The sequence below is a fragment of the Kitasatospora phosalacinea genome (genome assembly GCF_000717185.1).
GTDB lineage: Bacteria > Actinomycetota > Actinomycetes > Streptomycetales > Streptomycetaceae > Kitasatospora > Kitasatospora phosalacinea_A.
In genome coordinates this window covers 43,037-60,938 of the sequence record NZ_JNYE01000050.1, presented here as the reverse complement: position 1 = coordinate 60,938, position 17,902 = coordinate 43,037, and the positions used below count along the sequence as shown (strand labels likewise).

Annotated in this window: 16 protein-coding genes; 9 read left to right on the top strand and 7 right to left on the bottom strand. The window is 73.9% G+C overall.

Translation table 11 applies throughout. From position 1 onward, the window contains the following. Positions 1-125 precede the first annotated feature (125 nt). The 9 genes from rpmH (at position 126) to OO57_RS21290 (ending at position 6,769) form a co-directional block, all read left to right on the top strand. The gene (gene rpmH, locus OO57_RS21325; protein ID WP_030457638.1) at positions 126-263 is read left to right on the top strand and encodes a 50S ribosomal protein L34; all 138 of its coding nucleotides are present in this window, start codon (positions 126-128) and stop codon (positions 261-263) included. A 19-nt stretch (positions 264-282) separates the two neighbouring features. Further along, complete coding sequence (rnpA, locus tag OO57_RS41305) at positions 283-711, top strand: ribonuclease P protein component (protein ID WP_081973848.1); 429 nt, start codon at positions 283-285, stop codon at positions 709-711. After that, positions 708-1,022 carry a membrane protein insertion efficiency factor YidD gene (gene yidD / locus OO57_RS21320; protein WP_033214182.1) on the top strand — a complete coding sequence of 105 codons (315 nt, stop codon included), beginning with the start codon at positions 708-710 and terminating at the stop codon, positions 1,020-1,022. Before rnpA ends, yidD begins: the two co-directional genes overlap by 4 nt. Before the next feature lie 3 nt (positions 1,023-1,025). Further along, on the top strand, positions 1,026-2,231 hold the full coding sequence (yidC, locus tag OO57_RS21315) for a membrane protein insertase YidC (RefSeq protein WP_051778041.1): 1,206 nt from the start codon (positions 1,026-1,028) through the stop codon (positions 2,229-2,231). 56 nt (positions 2,232-2,287) lie between these two features. Then, complete coding sequence (locus OO57_RS21310; protein WP_033254166.1) at positions 2,288-2,809, top strand: protein jag; 522 nt, start codon at positions 2,288-2,290, stop codon at positions 2,807-2,809. Positions 2,810-2,948: 139 nt separating this feature from the next. Beyond that, the gene (rsmG, locus tag OO57_RS21305) at positions 2,949-3,725 is read left to right on the top strand and encodes a 16S rRNA (guanine(527)-N(7))-methyltransferase RsmG (RefSeq protein WP_033254165.1); all 777 of its coding nucleotides are present in this window, start codon (positions 2,949-2,951) and stop codon (positions 3,723-3,725) included. 243 nt (positions 3,726-3,968) lie between these two features. Next, positions 3,969-4,964 carry a ParA family protein gene (locus tag OO57_RS21300; RefSeq protein ID WP_051778040.1) on the top strand — a complete coding sequence of 332 codons (996 nt, stop codon included), beginning with the start codon at positions 3,969-3,971 and terminating at the stop codon, positions 4,962-4,964. Then, the gene (locus tag OO57_RS21295) at positions 4,961-6,031 is read left to right on the top strand and encodes a ParB/RepB/Spo0J family partition protein (RefSeq protein ID WP_033254164.1); all 1,071 of its coding nucleotides are present in this window, start codon (positions 4,961-4,963) and stop codon (positions 6,029-6,031) included. The genes OO57_RS21300 and OO57_RS21295 overlap by 4 nt, the downstream gene beginning before the upstream one ends. A 120-nt stretch (positions 6,032-6,151) precedes the next feature. Beyond that, a complete protein-coding gene (locus OO57_RS21290; RefSeq protein ID WP_033254163.1) occupies positions 6,152-6,769 on the top strand; it encodes a GNAT family N-acetyltransferase in 618 nt (205 codons plus the stop codon). Positions 6,770-7,035: 266 nt separating this feature from the next. On the opposite strand, the gene trxA is transcribed toward OO57_RS21290, so the two are convergent. From trxA to OO57_RS21255, 7 genes are all read right to left on the bottom strand, one after another. Beyond that, on the bottom strand, positions 7,036-7,362 hold the full coding sequence (trxA, locus tag OO57_RS21285; protein WP_033254162.1) for a thioredoxin: 327 nt from the start codon (positions 7,360-7,362) through the stop codon (positions 7,036-7,038). Positions 7,363-7,515: 153 nt separating this feature from the next. Beyond that, on the bottom strand, positions 7,516-8,484 hold the full coding sequence (gene trxB, locus OO57_RS21280; RefSeq protein ID WP_033254161.1) for a thioredoxin-disulfide reductase: 969 nt from the start codon (positions 8,482-8,484) through the stop codon (positions 7,516-7,518). Between the two features lie 153 nt (positions 8,485-8,637). Further along, the gene (locus OO57_RS21275; RefSeq protein WP_033254160.1) at positions 8,638-9,141 is read right to left on the bottom strand and encodes a hypothetical protein; all 504 of its coding nucleotides are present in this window, start codon (positions 9,139-9,141) and stop codon (positions 8,638-8,640) included. 328 nt (positions 9,142-9,469) lie between these two features. Then, positions 9,470-10,288: an RNA polymerase sigma factor SigM gene (gene sigM / locus OO57_RS21270; RefSeq protein ID WP_051778039.1), complete on the bottom strand. Its 819-nt coding sequence runs from the start codon at positions 10,286-10,288 to the stop codon at positions 9,470-9,472. A 121-nt stretch (positions 10,289-10,409) separates the two neighbouring features. Next, positions 10,410-12,599, bottom strand: coding sequence for a protein kinase family protein (locus OO57_RS21265; RefSeq protein WP_051778038.1), 2,190 nt, complete (start codon positions 12,597-12,599; stop codon positions 10,410-10,412). Positions 12,600-12,888: 289 nt separating this feature from the next. Beyond that, positions 12,889-15,345 carry a murein biosynthesis integral membrane protein MurJ gene (murJ, locus tag OO57_RS21260; protein ID WP_033254159.1) on the bottom strand — a complete coding sequence of 819 codons (2,457 nt, stop codon included), beginning with the start codon at positions 15,343-15,345 and terminating at the stop codon, positions 12,889-12,891. A gap of 53 nt (positions 15,346-15,398) precedes the next feature. Next, a complete protein-coding gene (locus OO57_RS21255) occupies positions 15,399-17,708 on the bottom strand; it encodes a DUF6049 family protein (RefSeq protein WP_158715182.1) in 2,310 nt (769 codons plus the stop codon). Between the last annotated feature and the right edge of the window lie 194 nt (positions 17,709-17,902).

Here is a 17,902-nt window from a genome sequence, read left to right as displayed (position 1 = left end):
TGTTCCTCAGCCCAGCAGATCTGGGCCCGGAGCCGGATTTCCCAGTGCAAGGGGAGATCGCGCGGACGCACGGTGACGGCCAAGCGACTCCCCGTCATCCTACGATTCACCCCAGGAGCCCCCGAGTGAGCAAGCGCACCTTCCAGCCGAACAACCGTCGTCGCGCCAAGACCCACGGCTTCCGGCTGCGCATGCGTACCCGTGCCGGCCGCGCCATCCTGGCGAACCGCCGCGCCAAGGGCCGCAGCGCCCTGTCCGCCTGATCCGCGCAGAGGGTCTGCAGTGCTGCCCACCGAGAATCGGCTGCGGCGGCGCCAGGACTTCGCGACCGCGGTGAAACGCGGTCGCCGCGCAGGTCGGCCCCTGCTGGTGGTCCACCTCCACAGAGAGGTGGACCCCGACACGGGCGCCGACCGGAACAGCGACTCACACCCGCACGTCGCCGAGGGGCTTCCTCCGGCGCGTGCGGGTTTCGTCGTGAGCAAGGCAGTGGGGCCGGCAGTGGTCCGCAACGCGGTGAAGCGTCGGCTGCGTCACCTGGTCCGCGAGCGTCTGTCCCGGTTGCCCACAGGTAGCCTGATAGTGGTACGGGCGCTGCCGGCTGCGGCGACGGCCTCGTACCCGGACCTCGAGCACGACCTGGACGCGGCCCTGCGCCGCCTGCTCAGGTCGGAGCCGACCGGCGGTGCCCCGACGGGAACAGGGCGATGAAGTACCTGCTGATGGGCCTGATCAGGCTCTACCAGTGGACCATTAGTCCGCTGCTCGGTCCGGTGTGCCGTTATTACCCCTCGTGCTCGCGCTACGGGTACGAGGCGGTTCGCGTCCACGGCGCGATCAAGGGCGGTTGGCTGACCGGCTGGCGCATCCTGCGCTGCAACCCTTGGTCTCCCGGTGGGGTTGACCACGTTCCGCCGCGAAAGCACCCGGTGTGGCACCGCCGGCTGCGCAATCTGCTGAACCCCACGAGCGGGACCGCCGAGCCGGAGCCGGTGGCGAAGCCCGATGCCCAAGGAGTCTGACCGGTGACCTTCGGTTTTCTGAGTCCCCTCTACACAGCGGTGTCCTGGATCATCGTCCAGTTCCACTCGCTGTTCAGCCACGTCTTCGACCCCGACGGCGGCCTGGCGTGGGGGCTGTCCATCGTGATGATGGTGGTCGTCATCCGGATCTGCCTGATCCCGCTCTTCGTGAAGCAGATCAAGGCGACCCGGGCCATGCAGGCGATCCAGCCGAAGATGAAGGCCATCCAGGAGCGCTACAAGAACGACAAGCAGCGCCAGTCCGAAGAGATGATGAAGCTGTACAAGGAGGCGGGCACCAACCCGTTCTCCTCGTGCCTTCCGATCCTCGTGCAGGCGCCGTTCTTCACCGCCCTCTACGGCGTGCTGGCCTCGATCGCCAACGACAAGACGATCGGCGTGATCGACCAGCCGCTGCTGGAGAGCGCCAAGCAGGCGCACATCTTCGGCGCACCGCTGTCGGCCAAGTTCGTCGGTGCGGACAGCGTCCACATCCAGATCGTCTGCGCGGTCATGATCGTGCTGATGTCGCTGTCGCAGTTCGTCACCCAGCGCCAGCTGATGACCAAGAACGTCGACCTCTCGGTCAAGACGCCGTTCATGCAGCAGCAGAAGATGCTGATGTACGTCTTCCCGGTCATGTTCGCCGTGATGGGCATCAACTTCCCGGTCGGTGTGCTGGTCTACTGGCTCACCACCAACGTCTGGTCGATGGGCCAGCAGCTGGTCGTCATCCGCAACAACCCGACGCCGGGCAGCCGGGCGTGGGACGAGCGCCAGGCGCGGCTGAAGAAGGCCGGCCGGATCAACCCGGACGGCTCGATCCAGAAGGTCGGCCTGGTGGCGATGCTCACCGGCTCCAAGAACCCCAAGGGCGCGGAGGCCGCCGCCCAGGCCGCGGTCGCGGAGAGCGTGCAGGTGCGCCGCCAGCAGCCGCGCAAGCAGAGCAAGGCCCAGCGCCAGGCGTCGGCCGCCCACCAGCCGCACACCGGGGAGCAGGCGGACGCGCAGGACGCGGCGGACGCGACCGCGGCGGACGGGGCGGAGGCCGGGCCGGTCGAGGCCAAGCCGTCCGAGGCCGCGTCGGCCGGGGCCGGGAAGTCCGGTGCGAAGGCGGGCGGGTCGAAGCCGGGGGCCCAGCCGGGCCAGGGGCAGCGCCAGCAGCCGCGGCGCGGTGGCCAGGCCGGCCAGCGGCCGAAGAAGAAGTAGTCCCCACCCTCGTTCTCGGCCCCACCCGAGGGCCTCGTTTCCGAAGGAGTCCACCTGTGACGGATGGCACCACCTCCGCCGTCGACACCGCCCCGGCCGGTGAGAGCGCCCTCTCGCGTCTGGAGCACGAGGGTGACATCGCCGCCGACTACCTGGAGGGTCTGCTGGACATCGCGGACCTGGACGGCGACATCGACATGGACGTCGAGGGGGACCGGGCGCTGGTCTCCATCGTCAGCGAGGGCGACGACCGGACGCTGCAGCGGCTGGTGGGCCAGGACGGCGAGGTGCTGGAGGCGCTCCAGGAGCTGACCCGGCTGGCCGTGCACCGGGAGACCGGTGAGCGCAGCCGCCTGATGCTGGACGTCGCGGGCTTCCGGGCGCGCAAGCGGGCCGAGCTGGCGGAGCTGGGCGCGGAGGCCTCCGAGCGGGTCAAGAGCACCGGCGAGCAGGTCAAGCTGCGGCCGATGACCCCGTTCGAGCGCAAGGTGGTGCACGACGCGGTGGCCGCCGCGGGGCTGCGCAGCGAGTCGGAGGGCGAGGAGCCCCAGCGCTGCGTGGTCGTGCTGCCGGCTTGATGCCGGTGGTGCTGCCGTTCCGGCGTCCGACCCCGCCCGCCTCGCGCGGGCGGGGTCGTCGGCTCTGCGGCGGAGTGGTGTTTCACGTGGAACAGTGCTGGTACGGCGGGTGGATTCGACGGTGAGCGGAGAAGCAGAGATGGACAGGGACGGCACGGAGGCCGAGGCGCCGCTGGAGGGGCCGGGCGAGACTCCGGAGGCGGCGGGACGGATCTTCGGCGATCGGCTGCCGCAGGCCGTGCGCTACACCGAGCTGCTGGCGACCGCCGGGGTGCAGCGCGGGCTGATCGGCCCGCGCGAGGTGCCCCGGCTGTGGGACCGGCACGTGCTCAACTGCGCGGTGCTGGCCGAACTGCTGCCCGCCGAGGTCTCGCTGTGCGACGTCGGTTCGGGCGCCGGCCTGCCGGGCATCCCGGTGGCGCTGGCCCGCCCCGACGTGTCGGTCACCCTGCTGGAGCCGCTGCTGCGGCGCACCACCTTCCTGGAGGAGGTGGTCCGCGAGCTCGGCCTGGAGAACGTCACGGTGCTGCGCGGCCGGGCCGAGGAGACGGTCGGCAAGCTGGCGGTGGACGTGGTGACCGCCCGCGCGGTGGCGCCGCTGGACCGGCTGGCCGGCTGGGGCATGCCGCTGCTGCGCCCGTACGGGCAGATGCTGGCGCTGAAGGGCGACACCGCCGAGCAGGAGCTGGCGGAGTCGCGGGCGGCGCTGACCCGGCTCGGTGCGGTGAAGTGGTCGGTGATCGGCGTCGGGGAGGGCCTGCTGGTGACCCCGACCCGGGTGGTGCGGGTGGAGGCGGGGGAGAGCCCCGGCGGCGTGAAGGCGGCCACCCGGCGAGCCAAGGCGGCCCGGGCGGGGCGCGGCGGCAAGGGCAGCGAGGGCGCGGCGCGGCGCGGCGGCGGTCGCGGGCGGCGCTGAGCGGCCTGGTACTGGTGTTCGGGGCGGGTGGCCGGTGGGCCGCCCGCCCCGTTTCCGTTGGGGTGCCGGTGGGGTCGGGCTCGGAGTGTCGTACCGGTTGATCCCGACAATCCGGGCATCGTGTTCCACGTGAAACGTCGCTTCCTGCTCTCCGGCGTACTTGATCAAGACCGCACCCGGGCCCGGGACCGTCACCCGGAGGTGACTGTCGCGGGCCAGGTTTCACGTGAAACACTGACCCCCATGCAGGAGTCGGAGATCGTCGATCAGGTGGATGACACCCCCGTCGCCCGGGCTGCGCAGACCGCCGCGCCGGCCGTCGGGCACACCGGGGAAGCGCTGCCCCGGCCCGCCGCGACCCGGGTCATGGTGGTCGCCAACCAGAAGGGCGGGGTGGGCAAGACCACCACCACCGTCAACCTGGCCGCCGGACTGGCCATGCACGGGCTCCGGGTGCTGGTCATCGATCTCGACCCGCAGGGCAACGCCTCGACCGCGCTCGGCATCGACCACCACGCCGAGGTGCCGTCGATCTACGACGTGCTGGTCGAGGGCAAGCCGCTGGCCGACGTGGTGCAGCCGGTGGTCGACGTGGAGGGGCTGTTCTGCTGCCCGGCCACCATCGACCTGGCGGGCGCCGAGATCGAACTGGTCTCGCTGGTCGCCCGGGAGAGCCGACTGCAGCGCGCCATCGCCGCGTACGAGCAGCCGCTGGACTACGTGCTGATCGACTGCCCGCCCTCGCTGGGGCTGCTGACCGTCAACGCGATGGTGGCCGGCCAGGAGGTGCTGATCCCGATCCAGTGCGAGTACTACGCGCTGGAGGGCCTCGGCCAGCTGCTGCGCAACGTGGAGCTGGTGCGGGCGCACCTGAACCCCTCGCTGCACGTGTCGACGATCCTGCTCACCATGTACGACGCCCGGACCAGGCTGGCCGCGCAGGTCGCCGAGGAGGTGCGGACGCACTTCGAGAAGGAGGTGCTGAGCACTGCCATCCCGCGGTCGGTGCGCATCTCCGAGGCGCCCAGCTACGGGCAGACCGTGCTGAGCTACGACCCGGGCTCCACCGGTGCGCTCTCCTACCTGGAGGCGGCGCGCGAGCTGGCGTTGCGGGCCGAGGTCGCCAAGACGACGGTCGGGCGGCACCGGGCGGCGGGCGCGGCGGTCGTTCCGCCGCGCAGCGGCGGGGAGACGTCCGCGCCGACGGCACAGCACAGTTCGATGGAGGGCAAGCGGTGAGTGGCACGCGCAGGGGTCTGGGCAGGGGTCTGGGGGCGCTGATCCCGGCGACCCAGCCGGCGGCCGCCGGGGGAGCTCCGGCCGAGCCGGCCGAGCCCGGGACGGTCACGGTGGTGCCGGTGGTGCCGGTCCCGACCGACCGCGGCACGGTGGCCGCCAAGGCCGCCGCGGAGAGCCTGCGGGAGCTGGCGGGCGACCAGCGCCGCAGCGTCCTGGAAGCGGCGCTGACCCCGGTGAACGGCGCCCGGTTCGCCGAGCTGCCGCTGGAGTCGATCCGTCCCAACCCGCGCCAGCCGCGCGAGGTGTTCGACGAGGAGAAGCTCGCCGAACTGGTCGCCTCGATCAAGGAGGTCGGCCTGCTGCAGCCCGTGGTGGTCCGTCAGACCGGTCCCGACCGGTACGAGCTGATCATGGGTGAGCGCCGCTGGCGGGCCTCCCGGGAGGCCGGTCTCGACGTCATCCCGGCGATCGTCCGGGCCACCGACGACGACAAGCTGCTGCTGGACGCGCTGCTGGAGAACCTGCACCGGGCCGAGCTGAACGCGCTGGAGGAGGCGGCCGCCTACGACCAGCTGCTGCGCGACTTCGGGTGCACGCACGAGGAGTTGGCGAACCGGGTCGGCAAGTCGCGGCCGCACGTGTCCAACACGCTGCGGCTGATGACCCTGCCGGTGTCGGTGCAGCTGAAGGTCGCCGCGGGGGAGGTCAGCGCCGGGCACGCCAAGGCGATCCTGATGGTGTCGGGTCCCGAGCAGCAGGAGAAGCTGGCCCACCGGGTGGTCTCCGAGGGGCTGTCGGTGCGCTCCACCGAGGAGGCGGCCAAGCTGCTGGCGGGCATCGAGCCGAAGAAGCGGGCCCCGCGGGCGGAGCCGCTGCCGACCCCGGCCTTCGAGGAGCTGGCCGGGCGCCTCTCCGACCGCTTCGAGACCAGGGTCAAGGTCGAGGTCGCCCAGAGCGGCGGCAAGTTCGGCAAGGGCAAGGTGGTACTGGAGTTCGGTTCGGTCGAGGACCTGAACCGGATCCTGGACAGTCTGGCCCCGGGTGAGCGGGGTCTGCCGCTGTCCTGACCCCGGGAGCACGATCGGCGGACCAACGGGTGCATGTTTCACGTGAAACGTGCACCCGTTCCGTCGGGCGGAGCAGACTGGAGGTCTGGACCGTTTCCGCCTGGAGGAGGAGGTGCGGGCGTGGGACGGAGGGTCGTTCCGCTGACGCTGGACAACCTCTCGGATCTGCCGAACACCTGCCGCTCCTGCGTCTTCTGGGAGCTCGACCCGGTCAGCGGGCGGGACGCGCAGGACGCCGGCAAGGGGGAGTTGGAGAAGGAGGGGTGGATCTCCGCCGTGCTGCTGGAGTGGGGCTCCTGCGGGCGGGTCGCCTACGTGGACGACCGCCCGGCCGGGTTCGTGCTCTACGCTCCGCCCGCGTACGTGCCGCGCGGGCAGTCCTTCCCGACCAGCCCGATCTCGCCGGACGCGGTGCAGCTGATGGTCTCCCGGGTGCTGCCGGAGTTCCAGGGGCAGGGCCTGGGGCGGGTGCTGGTGCAGTCGGTGGCCAAGGACCTGGTCCGGCGCGGCTTCCGGGCGATCGAGGCGTTCGGCGCGCAGGGGCGGGAGGTGCCGAGCTGCGTGCTGCCCGCCGACCACCTGCTGGCGGTGGGCTTCAAGACCGTCCGGCCGCACCACCGGTACCCGCGGCTGCGGTTGGAGGCGCGCACCACGCTCTCCTGGAAGGAGGACGTGGAGGGCGCGCTGGAGCGGCTGCTCGGCGGGCGGCGCACCGAACCGGCGCTGCGGCCGTTCTGAGCGGGCGGCCGGGAGCTGTCGGGGCCGGGGCCGAGGGGCCTTCGGGAGCTTCGGTGGAGCGGTCCTCCGCTCCGGGCGGTCGCTCCCCGGCGGGCCGTCGCGGCGCTGAGGGCTTCTCAGCGAAGCCTCCGGAGCGCCGGGGCCCGCGGCCGGGCGGAGGCCCCCGCGCGCTCAGGGCTTCCTGACGAAGCCTCGGAGCACCCCGGGAACGCCGAGGCGGCCCGGACGGATCATCCGTCCGGGCCGCCTCGGCGGAGCGGGAGGACCTACAGGTACTCGGCGAGCTCGCGCAGCAGCGCGGCCTTCGGGCGGGCACCGGTGATGGTCTTCACCAGTTCGCCGCCCTTGTAGACGTTGAGCGTCGGGATGGAGATCACGTTGTACGCCGCTGCGGTCTCCTGGTTGGCGTCCACGTCGAGCTTGACGACGGACAGCTTGTCGCCGTGCTCGGCCGCGATGTCCTCCAGGACCGGGGCGACCTGGCGGCACGGACCGCACCAGGTGGCCCAGAAGTCGACGAGGACGGGCTTGTCGCTCTTGAGGACCTCGGCGTCGAAGGTGGCGTCGGTTACTTCCTTGGTGGCGCCGGCCACGGGAACTCCTTGGGGTCGGAGGAGAGGTGCGTCAGTGATAACAACGGCGGGGGCGGATCTGTTTCTGCTTCCGCCGGGGCGGACCTGGTGCTGAGTCAGGTCCGCCGCGGCCGCCGGGTACTGCGGGGGTGTGCTGCGGGTGGTGCGGGTGGGTCAGACCGCGACGACGGCGGCCGGGGCCTCGTCGGCGTCGGCCAGCGCGGCCAGGTAGCGCTCGGCGTCCAGCGCGGCGGAGCAGCCGGTGCCGGCGGCGGTGATGGCCTGGCGGTAGGTGTGGTCCACCACGTCGCCCGCGGCGAAGACGCCGGGGACGTTGGTGCGGGTGGAGGGGGCGTCGACCTTGAGGTAGCCCTCGGCGTCCAGGTCGAGCTGGCCCTTGAACAGCTCGGTGCGCGGGTCGTGGCCGATCGCGATGAACAGGCCGGTGACGGCCAGCTCGCGCAGGTCTCCGGTGTTGGTGTCACGCAGGGTCAGGCCGGAGAGCTTCGGGTCGCCGTGGATCTCCTCGACCGCGCTGTCCCAGGCGAAGGTGATCTTCGGGTCGGCGAAGGCGCGCTCCTGCATCGCCTTGGAGGCGCGCAGCGAGTTGCGGCGGTGGATGACCGTGACGCTGCGGGCGAAGCGGGACAGGAAGGTGGCCTCCTCCAGCGCGGTGTCGCCGCCGCCGACCACCGCGATGTCCTGGTCGCGGAAGAAGAAGCCGTCGCAGGTCGCGCACCAGGAGACGCCGCGGCCGGAGAGCTTGTCCTCGTTGGGGAGGTCGAGCTTGCGGTGCTGCGAGCCGGTCGCGACGATCACGGCGCGGGCGCGGTGCACGGTGCCCTCGGAGTCGGTGACGGTCTTGACGTCGCCGGTGAGGTCGACCGCGACGATGTCGTCCGGGACCAGCTCGGCGCCGAAGCGCTCGGCCTGGGCGCGCATGTTGTCCATCAGCTCGGGGCCCATGATGCCGTCGCGGTAGCCCGGGAAGTTCTCCACCTCGGTGGTGTTCATCAGGGCGCCGCCGGCCGTGACCGCTCCTTCGAACACCAGCGGCTTCAGGGAGGCGCGCGCGGTGTACAGCGCAGCGGTGTACCCGGACGGGCCGGAACCGATGATGATCACGTTACGGACGTCGCTCACTGCTTCTCCTGGTCTGCCTGGCGTCCCGCTCGCGCGGTGGAGGGCGGTCTGCTCCGCCGCCCCGGACAACGACTCACCAGTCTCCCGCATTCCCAGGCCCGGCCGCACCCACCGCCCGCACTCCGGTCGCGGTGGGCCCGGCCGGGTGAGGAATCAGGGGGCCGGGACGGTGCTGTGCAGCAGGATCGTCGAACCGGGGCAGTCGGGGGTGGCCAGGTAGACGTCCAGCGGCCCGTCGCCGCCCGGCGGGCGGAACACCAGGGCCAGTACCGGGCGGCCCCGGTAGCGGCCCGGGCCGGCGGCGGCGGGCTGCTCGCCGGGGTGCCCGGCGGCCTCCAGGGCGCAGGACGGGGGCGCCGCCGCGCCGCCGGGGGTGGGCGCGCCGAGCTGGTGCGGGGACTTCCCGTCCAGCAGCTGCCGGACCTGGGCGGGGAGCCGGTCGGCGGTGAAGTCGGGCCCGTCCTCCCCGCTGCTGCCCTCGGTGCCGTTGCCCGGGGCGACCTGCTGGGGGGCGCCGGCGTCGCCGCCGCCGGTGCCCATGTCGGCCGGGGAGTCACCGACGGCCGCCGCGGGCGCGTTGGCGCTGGCGGCGCCGGAGTCCTGGCCGCTGCTGCTGCGGTCGAGCAGCGCGCCGCCCAGGCCCGCGCCGAGCGCCACCAGCGCGACGGCCGCGGTGGCGAGCAGGGGGTGGTCGGGGGGGAGGGGTCGGTCAAGGGGGGCGAGGGCTGCGGCCGGGTCTCGGTGCGGGCGGCCGATTCGGCGGCCAGGGCGGCCGTCAGCCGGTCCGCGAGGTCCTGCGGCATGGCGGGCACGGGGGTGTCGGCCAGCAGGTCCGGGAGTTCGCGCAGCAGGGCGAAGTCCTCGGCGCAGGCCGGGCAGTCGGCCAGGTGCGCGTGCAGCGGGGCGGCCTGCTCGGGCGGCAGCAGGTCCTCGGCGAGGTCGGCGAGGGCGTCCGGGCCGGGGTGGCCGGAAGGCGGGTGCGGCGTCATCGCGGGGTCGCATCTCCTTCCAGCGCGGGCGAGGGATCCGTGGATGGGACGGGGGAGGGCGGGTTCGGGTTCCCGTCCCGGGGGGCGGGCGGGACGGCGGCGCCCCGCGCCGGTGTTCCACGTGGAACGTCCCCGGACGCCTGGCCCGGTGTTCCACGTGGAACACCGGGGGGTTCGGCGGGGGCGACGGCGCCTGTTCCACGTGGAACGGGAGCGCTGCCGGGAAGCCCGGTTTCACGTGGAACACGATTCGGGCCGAGGTGGCGCAGCAGCGGCAGCAGCCGGGCCCGGCCGCGGGCGCAGCGGCTCTTGACGGTGCCGACCGGGACGCCGAGCACCTCGGCGGCCTCGGCCACCGGGTAGCCCTGCATGTCGACCAGCACCAGGGCGGCCCGCTGCTCGGCGGGCAGCTCGGCCAGCGCCTCGGCCACCTCGCGGCGGGTCTCGGCCCGCTCTGCGTGCTGCTCCGCCCCCTCGGCGCTGCCGAGGGCGCGCTCCGCGGTGCCCTCCGGCCGCTGGTCGAGCGACTCGGCCCGGCGGACCGCGCCGCGGCGGGCCCGGTCCAGGCAGGCGTTGACCACGATCCGGTGCAGCCAGGTGGTGACCGCCGAGCGGCCCTGGAACCCGGCGGCGGCCCGGAACGCGGAGACCAGGGCGTCCTGCAGGGCGTCGGCGGCCTCCTCGCGGTCGCCGAGGGTGCGCACCGCGACCGCCCACAGGCGGTCGCGGTGGCGGTGCACCAGCAGCCCGAAGGCGTCCGGGTCGCCCGCCGTGTGCCGGGCGAGCAGTTCGGCGTCGGTGGGCTCCTCGGCCATCCGCGCCCCCTCCTTGCGGTTCGGCCGTCCGCTGCGGCGGCCCGGGTCACGTCGTTGCGACCCCGGGTCACATCGTTGGGGATGTGCCGCAGCGGATCAAGGGGTGTTCGGGAGAGTGGCCCTAACCGTTGACCTGGACCTCGGCGACCTTGCCGCGGAAGCCGCCGCCGTCGTCGTTGGCCGGGACGTTGGTCAGCCAGAGCAGCAGGTACCGGGTGGTGACCGGGCTGTCCGGCGTCAGGGCGACCCTGGTGCCGGAGCCGGCCGCGACCGAGGCGCCGAAGCTGCGGAAGCCGGAGTCGTCGGCGCTCGGCGGGGCGGTGGTGCCGGCGGGGGCGGCCTTCAGCTCGGCCTTGGTGTCGCCGAGGAACTGGACGTTCACCGAGCCGACCTGGCGGGGCGAGCCGAGGTCGATCAGGATGCCGGTGCCGGGCCGGTAGGCGCCGCCGAACTGGTCGTTGTAGCGCTGGGTGGTCCAGGCGGTGGACGGGTTGCCGTCGGTGGCGTTCGGCAGCTCGACGCTGTGCTCGTCCTTGGTGTCGCCGAAGGCGTTGAACGGGGCCAGCGAGGAGATCGTGAGCTTCTCGCCGGTGGGGGCGGGCGCCGAGCCGGTCGGGGCGGGGGCGGGGCTGTTCTGGGTGCTGCCCGCCTTGTCCTGCTGGTCGTTGACGTACTGGGCCAGCTGCCAGGAGCCGATCGCCACGGTGGAGAGCGCGACCAGCGCGGCGGTCCACTTCAGCAGGCGGCGCAGCCCGCGGCGGCGGCGTGGCGCGGGGGCAGGAACGGGCCCGGCGGGCGGGGCGGGCTCGGTGCGCGGCAGCGCCTGGGTCGGCGCACCGGCGGCGTAGCGCGGCCGGGCGGCGGGCAGGGCGCGCAGCGCGGGCGGGGCGGGCTGCTCGGGCTGCCGGACCTTCGGCATCCGGCCGATCGCCGCGGCCAGCTCGGCGGGGCTGGTGATCGGCTCCTTGTGGTTGGGGGGCTGCTCGCACAGGATCCGCGCGGCGAGCTCCGCGAGGCCCTTGTGGACGCCCGCCCGGACCTGGTCCGGCGGGACGCAGCCGAGGCCCTTGGGCAGGCCCTGGAGGTCGTAGCGGTCCTCGGGGTAGGGCCAGCGGTGGGTGAGCGCCGCGTACAGCAGCGCACCGATCGCCCGGACGTCGGTCAGCTCGGCGTCCTCGGCGGGCAGGCCGCGCAGGGCCGCGTCCACCGCGATGCCGTTGATCCGGTACTGGCCGCCGTCGGTGCGCAGCACGCACTTGGGGGTGAGCCGCAGGTGCGCCTGGCCGCGCTCGTGGGCGGCGGCGATCGCGTCGGTGACCTGGCGGACCATCTGGTACGCGTCGTACGGCTCCATCGGGCCGCTCGCCAGCAGCTCGCCGAGGTCGTGGGCGCCGGGCAGCCACTCGCGGATGACGTAGACCAGCTCGCCCTCCTGCACCGCGTCCAGCACCTGGACGAAGCGCGGGTCGCCGAGCAGGGCGGCGCTGCGGGCGGCGGTGAGGACCGACTTGGCGCGGCGGTGGCCGGCCGCGAGCAGGTGGACGCCGACGGCGCGGCGGAGCTTCTCGTCGACGGCGCGCCAGCTGGTGAAGGTCTCCGACTCGGAGATGCACTCCTCCAGCCGGTAGCGGGCGCCGATCTTGTCGCCGCTGTGCCGCTTCGGGGCGGGCAGCACGGTCGGCAGGGTGGCGGTGTCGGCGTCCAGGGTCTCGGTGCTGGTGGCGGGGGCGGGCTCGGCGGGCTCGACCGGCGGCAGCGGGCGGCGCACCCCACGGCTGCGGGAGGGGCGGTCGGGGCGGGCGCCCTGGGCGGCGAGCTCGGCGTCGATCTCCTGGGCGGAGAGCGGGGCGGTGGCCTCGGGGGGCAGGGCCTGCGGCCGCTCCGCGGGGCCGTCCGGCGCGGGTGCGCCGGTGCGGGTGCCGACGGCGGGGGCGGCGGTGCTCCCGGGGGCGGCGGTCTTCGGGCGGGCCGCGCGCAGCGGGGTGGTCTTCGGGTCCGCCTTGGCGGTGCCCTTGCCGTTGCTCCGGCCGCCGTTCTTCTCCCCGCCCTTCGCCCCGCCCTTCTCCCCGCCCTTCGTCCCGTTTTTCGCCGCGCCGCCGGAGGTGGCCTTCGCCGCGCCGCCCGGGGAGCCCTTCGCGGGGCCCCCAGCGGCCCGGCCGGGCTCGGGCGCGCGGTCGGGCGCGCGGTCGGACCCGCGGTCGGACCCGTGGTCGGAGCCGGCGTCGAGCTCCGCGCCCGTCGCGGGCGCGGCCTCGGTCGCCGCCCCGTCCGTTTCGGACGTGTCGACGATCGCCTTGGTGCCGTCAGCCACCGTGGTCCTACCTCCCCTTGAGTCGCCCCGGTCCATCCCTGGACGGTCGACGTCCCCGTCTGCCGGGGCGGTCGGCCGTGCAGGGTCAATTGTGCCCACTTCCGGACGTCAGGTACGACCTCTGGGAGTGGCGGGAGGTTGCCCGGTTCTCCACTTCCGGCGGAACAGCAGACGAACGGGCCGGAACCGGGGGCGTACCCCGACTCCGGCCCGTGAGAAGCGTACTGAGGATCTGACGGTTCGTCCTCGTCCGGGTTGACGGCTCGTCAACGCGGTGCCCGCGGACGGTTCAGCGGCCGAGCCGCCTGCGGACCATTCCGGTGAGCGCGCCGAGTTCCTCGATGCGCATCTTGCGGGCCAGCACCAGGAAGACCGCGAGCTGCGCGCCGCCCGCGACCAGCAGGGTCAGCACGTTGCCGGTCCAGCCGTCCAGGACCTGCAGGGCGAGCAGTTCCAGCGCCAGGCCGACCACCGCGGCGGGCAGCGAGGCGATCGCCAGCCGGACGTACGTCTTGGTGATCCGGGCGGTGTCCAGGCCGCCGACCTTCGCCTTGAGCTTGGGCACCGCGACGGACACGCCGACCGCGTAGGAGAGGCCGTAGCCCAGTGCCATGCCGGTGACCGCCCACTGCGCGGGCAGCACCAGCCAGCACAGCACCGCGGTGGCGGCCTGGGTGAGCGCCACCCAGACGGTGTTGGAGAACGGCGTCCGGGTGTCCTCGTAGGCGTAGAAGCCGCGCAGCAGCACGTACTGCACCGAGTACGGGATCAGGCCGAGGGCGAAGGCGGAGAGCATGTAGCCGACCGCGGTGGTGCCGTGGGCGACCGCGCCGCCGTTGCCCAGGCCGTAGATCGAGGAGCCGATCACCGGGCCCAGCGACAGGAACAGGAACGCGGCGGGGACGATCGCCACCGCCGAGGTGCGCAGGCCGTACGAGAGGTCGTCGCGGACGGCGCCGGAGTCCTGGTCGGCGGCGGCCCGGGAGAGCCGGGGGAGCACCGCGCTCATCACCGAGACGGTGATCACCGCCATCGGCAGCTGCCAGATCAGCAGCGCGTTGGAGTAGGCGGCCAGGCCGACGCCGAGGTGGCCGTCCTGCTCGGCGGCCTTCCCGGAGGCGGTGGCCAGCTGGGTGACCACCAGGAAGCCGGCCTGGTTGGCCAGCACGAAGAGGAAGGTCCACTTGGCGAGCCGGGCGGCCTTGCCGAGGCCGTGGCCGCGCCAGTCGAAGCGCGGCCGGAAGGAGAAGCCCGCCGCCCGCAGGTAGGGGATCATCGACAGCGCCTGGACGGCCAGGCCCAGCATGGTGCCGATGCCGAGCAGCCGGACGCCCTCGGGGGAGATCGACTGCGGGGTGACCTCGGTGTGCTGGAAGGTGCCGTACACCGCGATGTACATCACGAAGGTGAAGATCACCACGACGTTGTTCAGGACCGGCGTCCACATCATCGCGCCGAACCGGCCGCGGGCGTTGAGGATCTGGCCCATCACCACGTGCACGCCCATGAAGAAGATGGTCGGCAGGCAGTACCGGGCCAGCGCCACCGTCGTGTCGGCGCTCGCCCGGTCGCGCATCAGCGCGTGCGAGACCAGCTGCACCAGCACCGGCGCGGCCAGCACCGCCACGAACACCACGCCCGCCAGGCCGGTCACCACCAGGGTGAGCAGCCGGTTCGCGTAGGCGGTGCCGCCGTCCTCGTCGTTCTTCATGCTGCGCACCAGCTGCGGCACGAACACCGCGTTCAGCGCGCCGCCGCCGATCAGGATGTACAGCAGGGTGGGCAGGGTGTTGGCGGCGTTGTACGAGTCGCCCATCGAGGCGACGCCGATCGCGGCGGCGATCACCATGGTGCGCAGGAAGCCGGTGCCGCGGGAGACCAGGGTGCCGGCCGCCATCACGGCGCTGGAGTTGAGCAGCCCGGCGACCCGGCCGCCGCCGTCGGGACGCTCCGGGGCCGCGGTGCCCGCGGTGTTCCCGGCCGGGGCGGGCCCGGGCGGGAGGACGGGTGCCGCCGGGCCGGTGGGCACGGCCGCGGCGGCGGCCGCGTTCGCCTCCAGCACGGCGGCGTCGACCTGCAGCACCGCCTCCTCCTCGGACAGCGGCGGGTCGAACTCGATCGGCGGCACGTACGGGCGCGTGCCCTCCGCGGCGGGGGCGGGCCGCTCCGGCCCGTCCTCCTGGTCCTCCTCGTCCTCCTCCTCGTCCTCCTCCGCGGGCTCCCGGGGCTCCCCGGGGCCGTCGGCGGCCGCCGACAGCAGCGAGTCCACCCCGACGTAGTCCTCCGCGGGCTCGGGCTCGGGCTCGACCTTCCAGCGCGGTCCGACCCCCCCGGTTCCCGCGTCGGTTCCCGCGTCGGTCTCCGGCTCGGGCCGGGCCGGGGGCCGGGCCTCGGGCCGCGCCTCGGTGCCCGCCTCCGCCGCGACCTCGGCGGCGATCGACGCCCAGCGCGGGGCCGGGGCGGTCAGCTGCAGGGTGGCCTCGGGCCCGCGCTCGCCCTGCCCGGGCACCGCGGCCGACCCCTCCGGGGTGTCCGTCTCGTCCGGGCCGGCCCCCGGCAGGTCGATCGCGCCGTACGGGTCCGCGCTCCCGAAGGCCCCGGCCGCGTACGGGTCGTGGGCGTAGGTGTCGGCGACGTACCAGTCGGCGGCCGGTTCCGCGGGGGCGGCGGACCGGGGGCCGCCCGGGCGCTCCTGGGGCGGGCCGCCGCCCTGGTCCTGGGTTGCTCGCTCGCTCCGCTCGTTCATGCCACCAATCCACGTCAGAGATGGGGGGACGGGCGCCCGGGGGGTGGGGCGGCCTAGTGATCCACCTTCTCATCACCGGCGACCCGATCGGTGTCATCCGCAGCGGACGAGGGGTCCGCGTCGGACGGCGGCTCGGTGCCCGTCCCGGCCGCGGCGGAGCCGTCGACCGGGCGGTCCGGGTCCTCGTCGACCTCGCCGGCCGCCCGGCGCTTCTTGCGCTGCAGGGAGAACCGCACCCCGGCCAGGACCATCAGCACGGTGCCGCCCGCGATCACGTACATCACGCCGCTGGCCACCGAGGTGACGTCGACGGTGAACTCCATCGCCTCGCCGTAGGGGCGGGCGTCCGGGCCGGTGGTCCACAGCTGGGCGGTCACCTGGACCGGGCCGTTGACCTGGGCCTCGACCGGGAAGCGGAGCGAGGAGTTGGTGGTGGCCTCCAGCACCAGCGGCTGGACCGGGTAGTCGATCCGCAGCCGGTTCGGCTGGGTGGAGGTGACGTGCAGCTCCAGGTTGCCGACCGACTGGGTCAGCCCGTTCTTCACGCTGACCAGCATCGTCGCGTTGTCGCCGGGCAGGGTCACCACGCTCTTCTGGATGACCCGGACCGCGGACTTCAGGTTGTCCAGGTAGGTGCGCGCCCCGAGCCGGTACTCGGCGCCGGCCTTCGGCCGGTCGCGCCACTCGGTGGACATCGAGCGCACCATCGTGGCGCTGAACGACTCGCGCACCCGCTCCGGCCGGGTGAGGATCATCATCAGCTGGTCCACGCCGTCCTGGAGCTGCATGGTGGCCGACAGCTCGGCGGTGGACAGCTCCCCGGCGGTCGCGTCGGACGGGTACGACTCCGGGACGGAGGTGTTCGCCTCCTTGTCCTGGGTCATCCCCGCGACCTTCTCCAGCGTCGCCTGCGCGACCCAGCCCCCGGCGGCGGCCTCCTGCACCGAGTCGTGCAGCGCCTGCGCGGTGCCGACGGTCAGCGTGCGGGGCGGCAGCACCAGCAGGCCGCGCGGGTGCTCCGGCTGCTGGTGGGCGATCGCCATGGTCTCGGCCAGGAAGTGCTGCCCGGTCAAGGTGCGGTCGTGCGTCGAGGCCAGGTCCGACCGGAACATCGCGGCGAGCGCCTGGTCGGAGACCACCGCGGTCTGCCCGTTGCCGATCGACCGGGCCGCGCCCGGCGTGTAGGGCAGCTTCTCGGACTCCGGCAGCGACGCGCCGTCGACCAGCACGATCCGCCCGCCCGCGACGGCCGCCACCGCCGCGGTGCGCTGGTCCAGCAGGCCCCGGTACGGCCAGGCGACGTCCGAGCGGGCGTCCACCGCCAGGCGGGCCTCGGTGGTGATCTGCCCGGCCGTCACCGCCTTGCGCAGCGCGTTGTCCATGCCGTTCAGCCCCGCGCCGTTGTGCGCGATCGAGGCCAGGTCGGGGTCGGCGTACGGCAGCGACACCACCTCGCTGCCCGAGGAGGCCAGCGCGGTGCGCAGCTTCGCCAGCCAGGCCGTCGCCGCGTCGCGGCCGGTGCCCGGGACGGTGTTCTCCTCGCTCGCGGACTCGCCGGAGGTGCCGGGCTTCTGCACCCGGTACGACTTGGTCATCGCGAACACGGTGTCCAGCAGGTTCGGGTCGATCGCCCAGGTCAGGTTCGGCATGCCGGTGCCGATCTCGACCAGCCGGTTCAGCCGCCCGTCGCCGGTCAGTTCGGCGGTCAGGCTGTCGTCGCGCAGCACCGGCGTCTGGTCGGCGTCCGCCATGGTCTGGGCGACCAGCACCGGCGCGTGGGTGAGCGGCCAGACCACGGCCAGCTGCGAGGGCTGGGCGGCGTCCTTGCCCTGGTACGGCAGGTACGTCCGGCCGATGCCCAGCGGGTGCGGCTGCTCGCCGCCGGTGCTGCCCCAGACGTCCACCGCCAGCTCGTAGGGGCCGGTCTCCCGGACCTTCAGCGCGGAGACCGGCACCGTCAGGGTGAAGTCCTCGCTCTGCCCCGGCTCCAGGTCGCCGACGTCCTCGGACGGCTGGTCCAGGGCCAGGCCGTCCAGGGTGCTCGGGGTGGTCCGGGACTCGGTCAGGTCGATCTCGCTGCGGGTCTTCATCGGCCGGGCCTGCGGCTGGCGGACCTTGACGGTCGGCGACTTGAGCTTCGTCCGGCCGGAGTTGAGGACCTTGCCGGTGATCGTCACGCTCTCGTTCTCGTGCGCGACCTTCGGCGCCACGGTGTCGATCTCCACCACGGCCGGGTAGTCGGCCGTCGCGGCCGGTCTGGAGGCGGCCGGGGCGGCGCAGAGGGCGCCGGCCAGCCCGCTCGCGAGCAGGGCGGCGGAGGCCCTGGCCAGCAGGCCCGTCCACCGTCCGCGACGCGCCGCCACTGCCGCGTTCCGCCCGGTCCGCTCGTCCACGTGCGTCCTCGCCGTTCCCGATCGTCTCGATCACTCCACGCACCGCCGCGGCCGACCCGACCGCGCGGGCCCCTGCCGAGGAGCACCCACCCGGCATGGTAACGACGCCGCCCGGCCCGCAGTGTTGCGGCCCGGGAGCTGCCGGACCGGCCCGGCGGCGCGAA

Excerpts from the sequence above, each read along its gene's own strand:
- yidD (WP_033214182.1), top strand. The coding sequence starts at position 708 with ATGAAGTACCTGCTGATGGGCCTGATCAGGCTCTACCAGTGGACCATT.
- rsmG (WP_033254165.1), top strand. The coding sequence starts at position 2,949 with ATGGACAGGGACGGCACGGAGGCCGAGGCGCCGCTGGAGGGGCCGGGC.
- OO57_RS21300 (WP_051778040.1), top strand. The coding sequence starts at position 3,969 with ATGCAGGAGTCGGAGATCGTCGATCAGGTGGATGACACCCCCGTCGCC.
- sigM (WP_051778039.1), bottom strand. The coding sequence starts at position 10,288 with ATGGCCGAGGAGCCCACCGACGCCGAACTGCTCGCCCGGCACACGGCG.
- murJ (WP_033254159.1), bottom strand. The coding sequence starts at position 15,345 with ATGAACGAGCGGAGCGAGCGAGCAACCCAGGACCAGGGCGGCGGCCCG.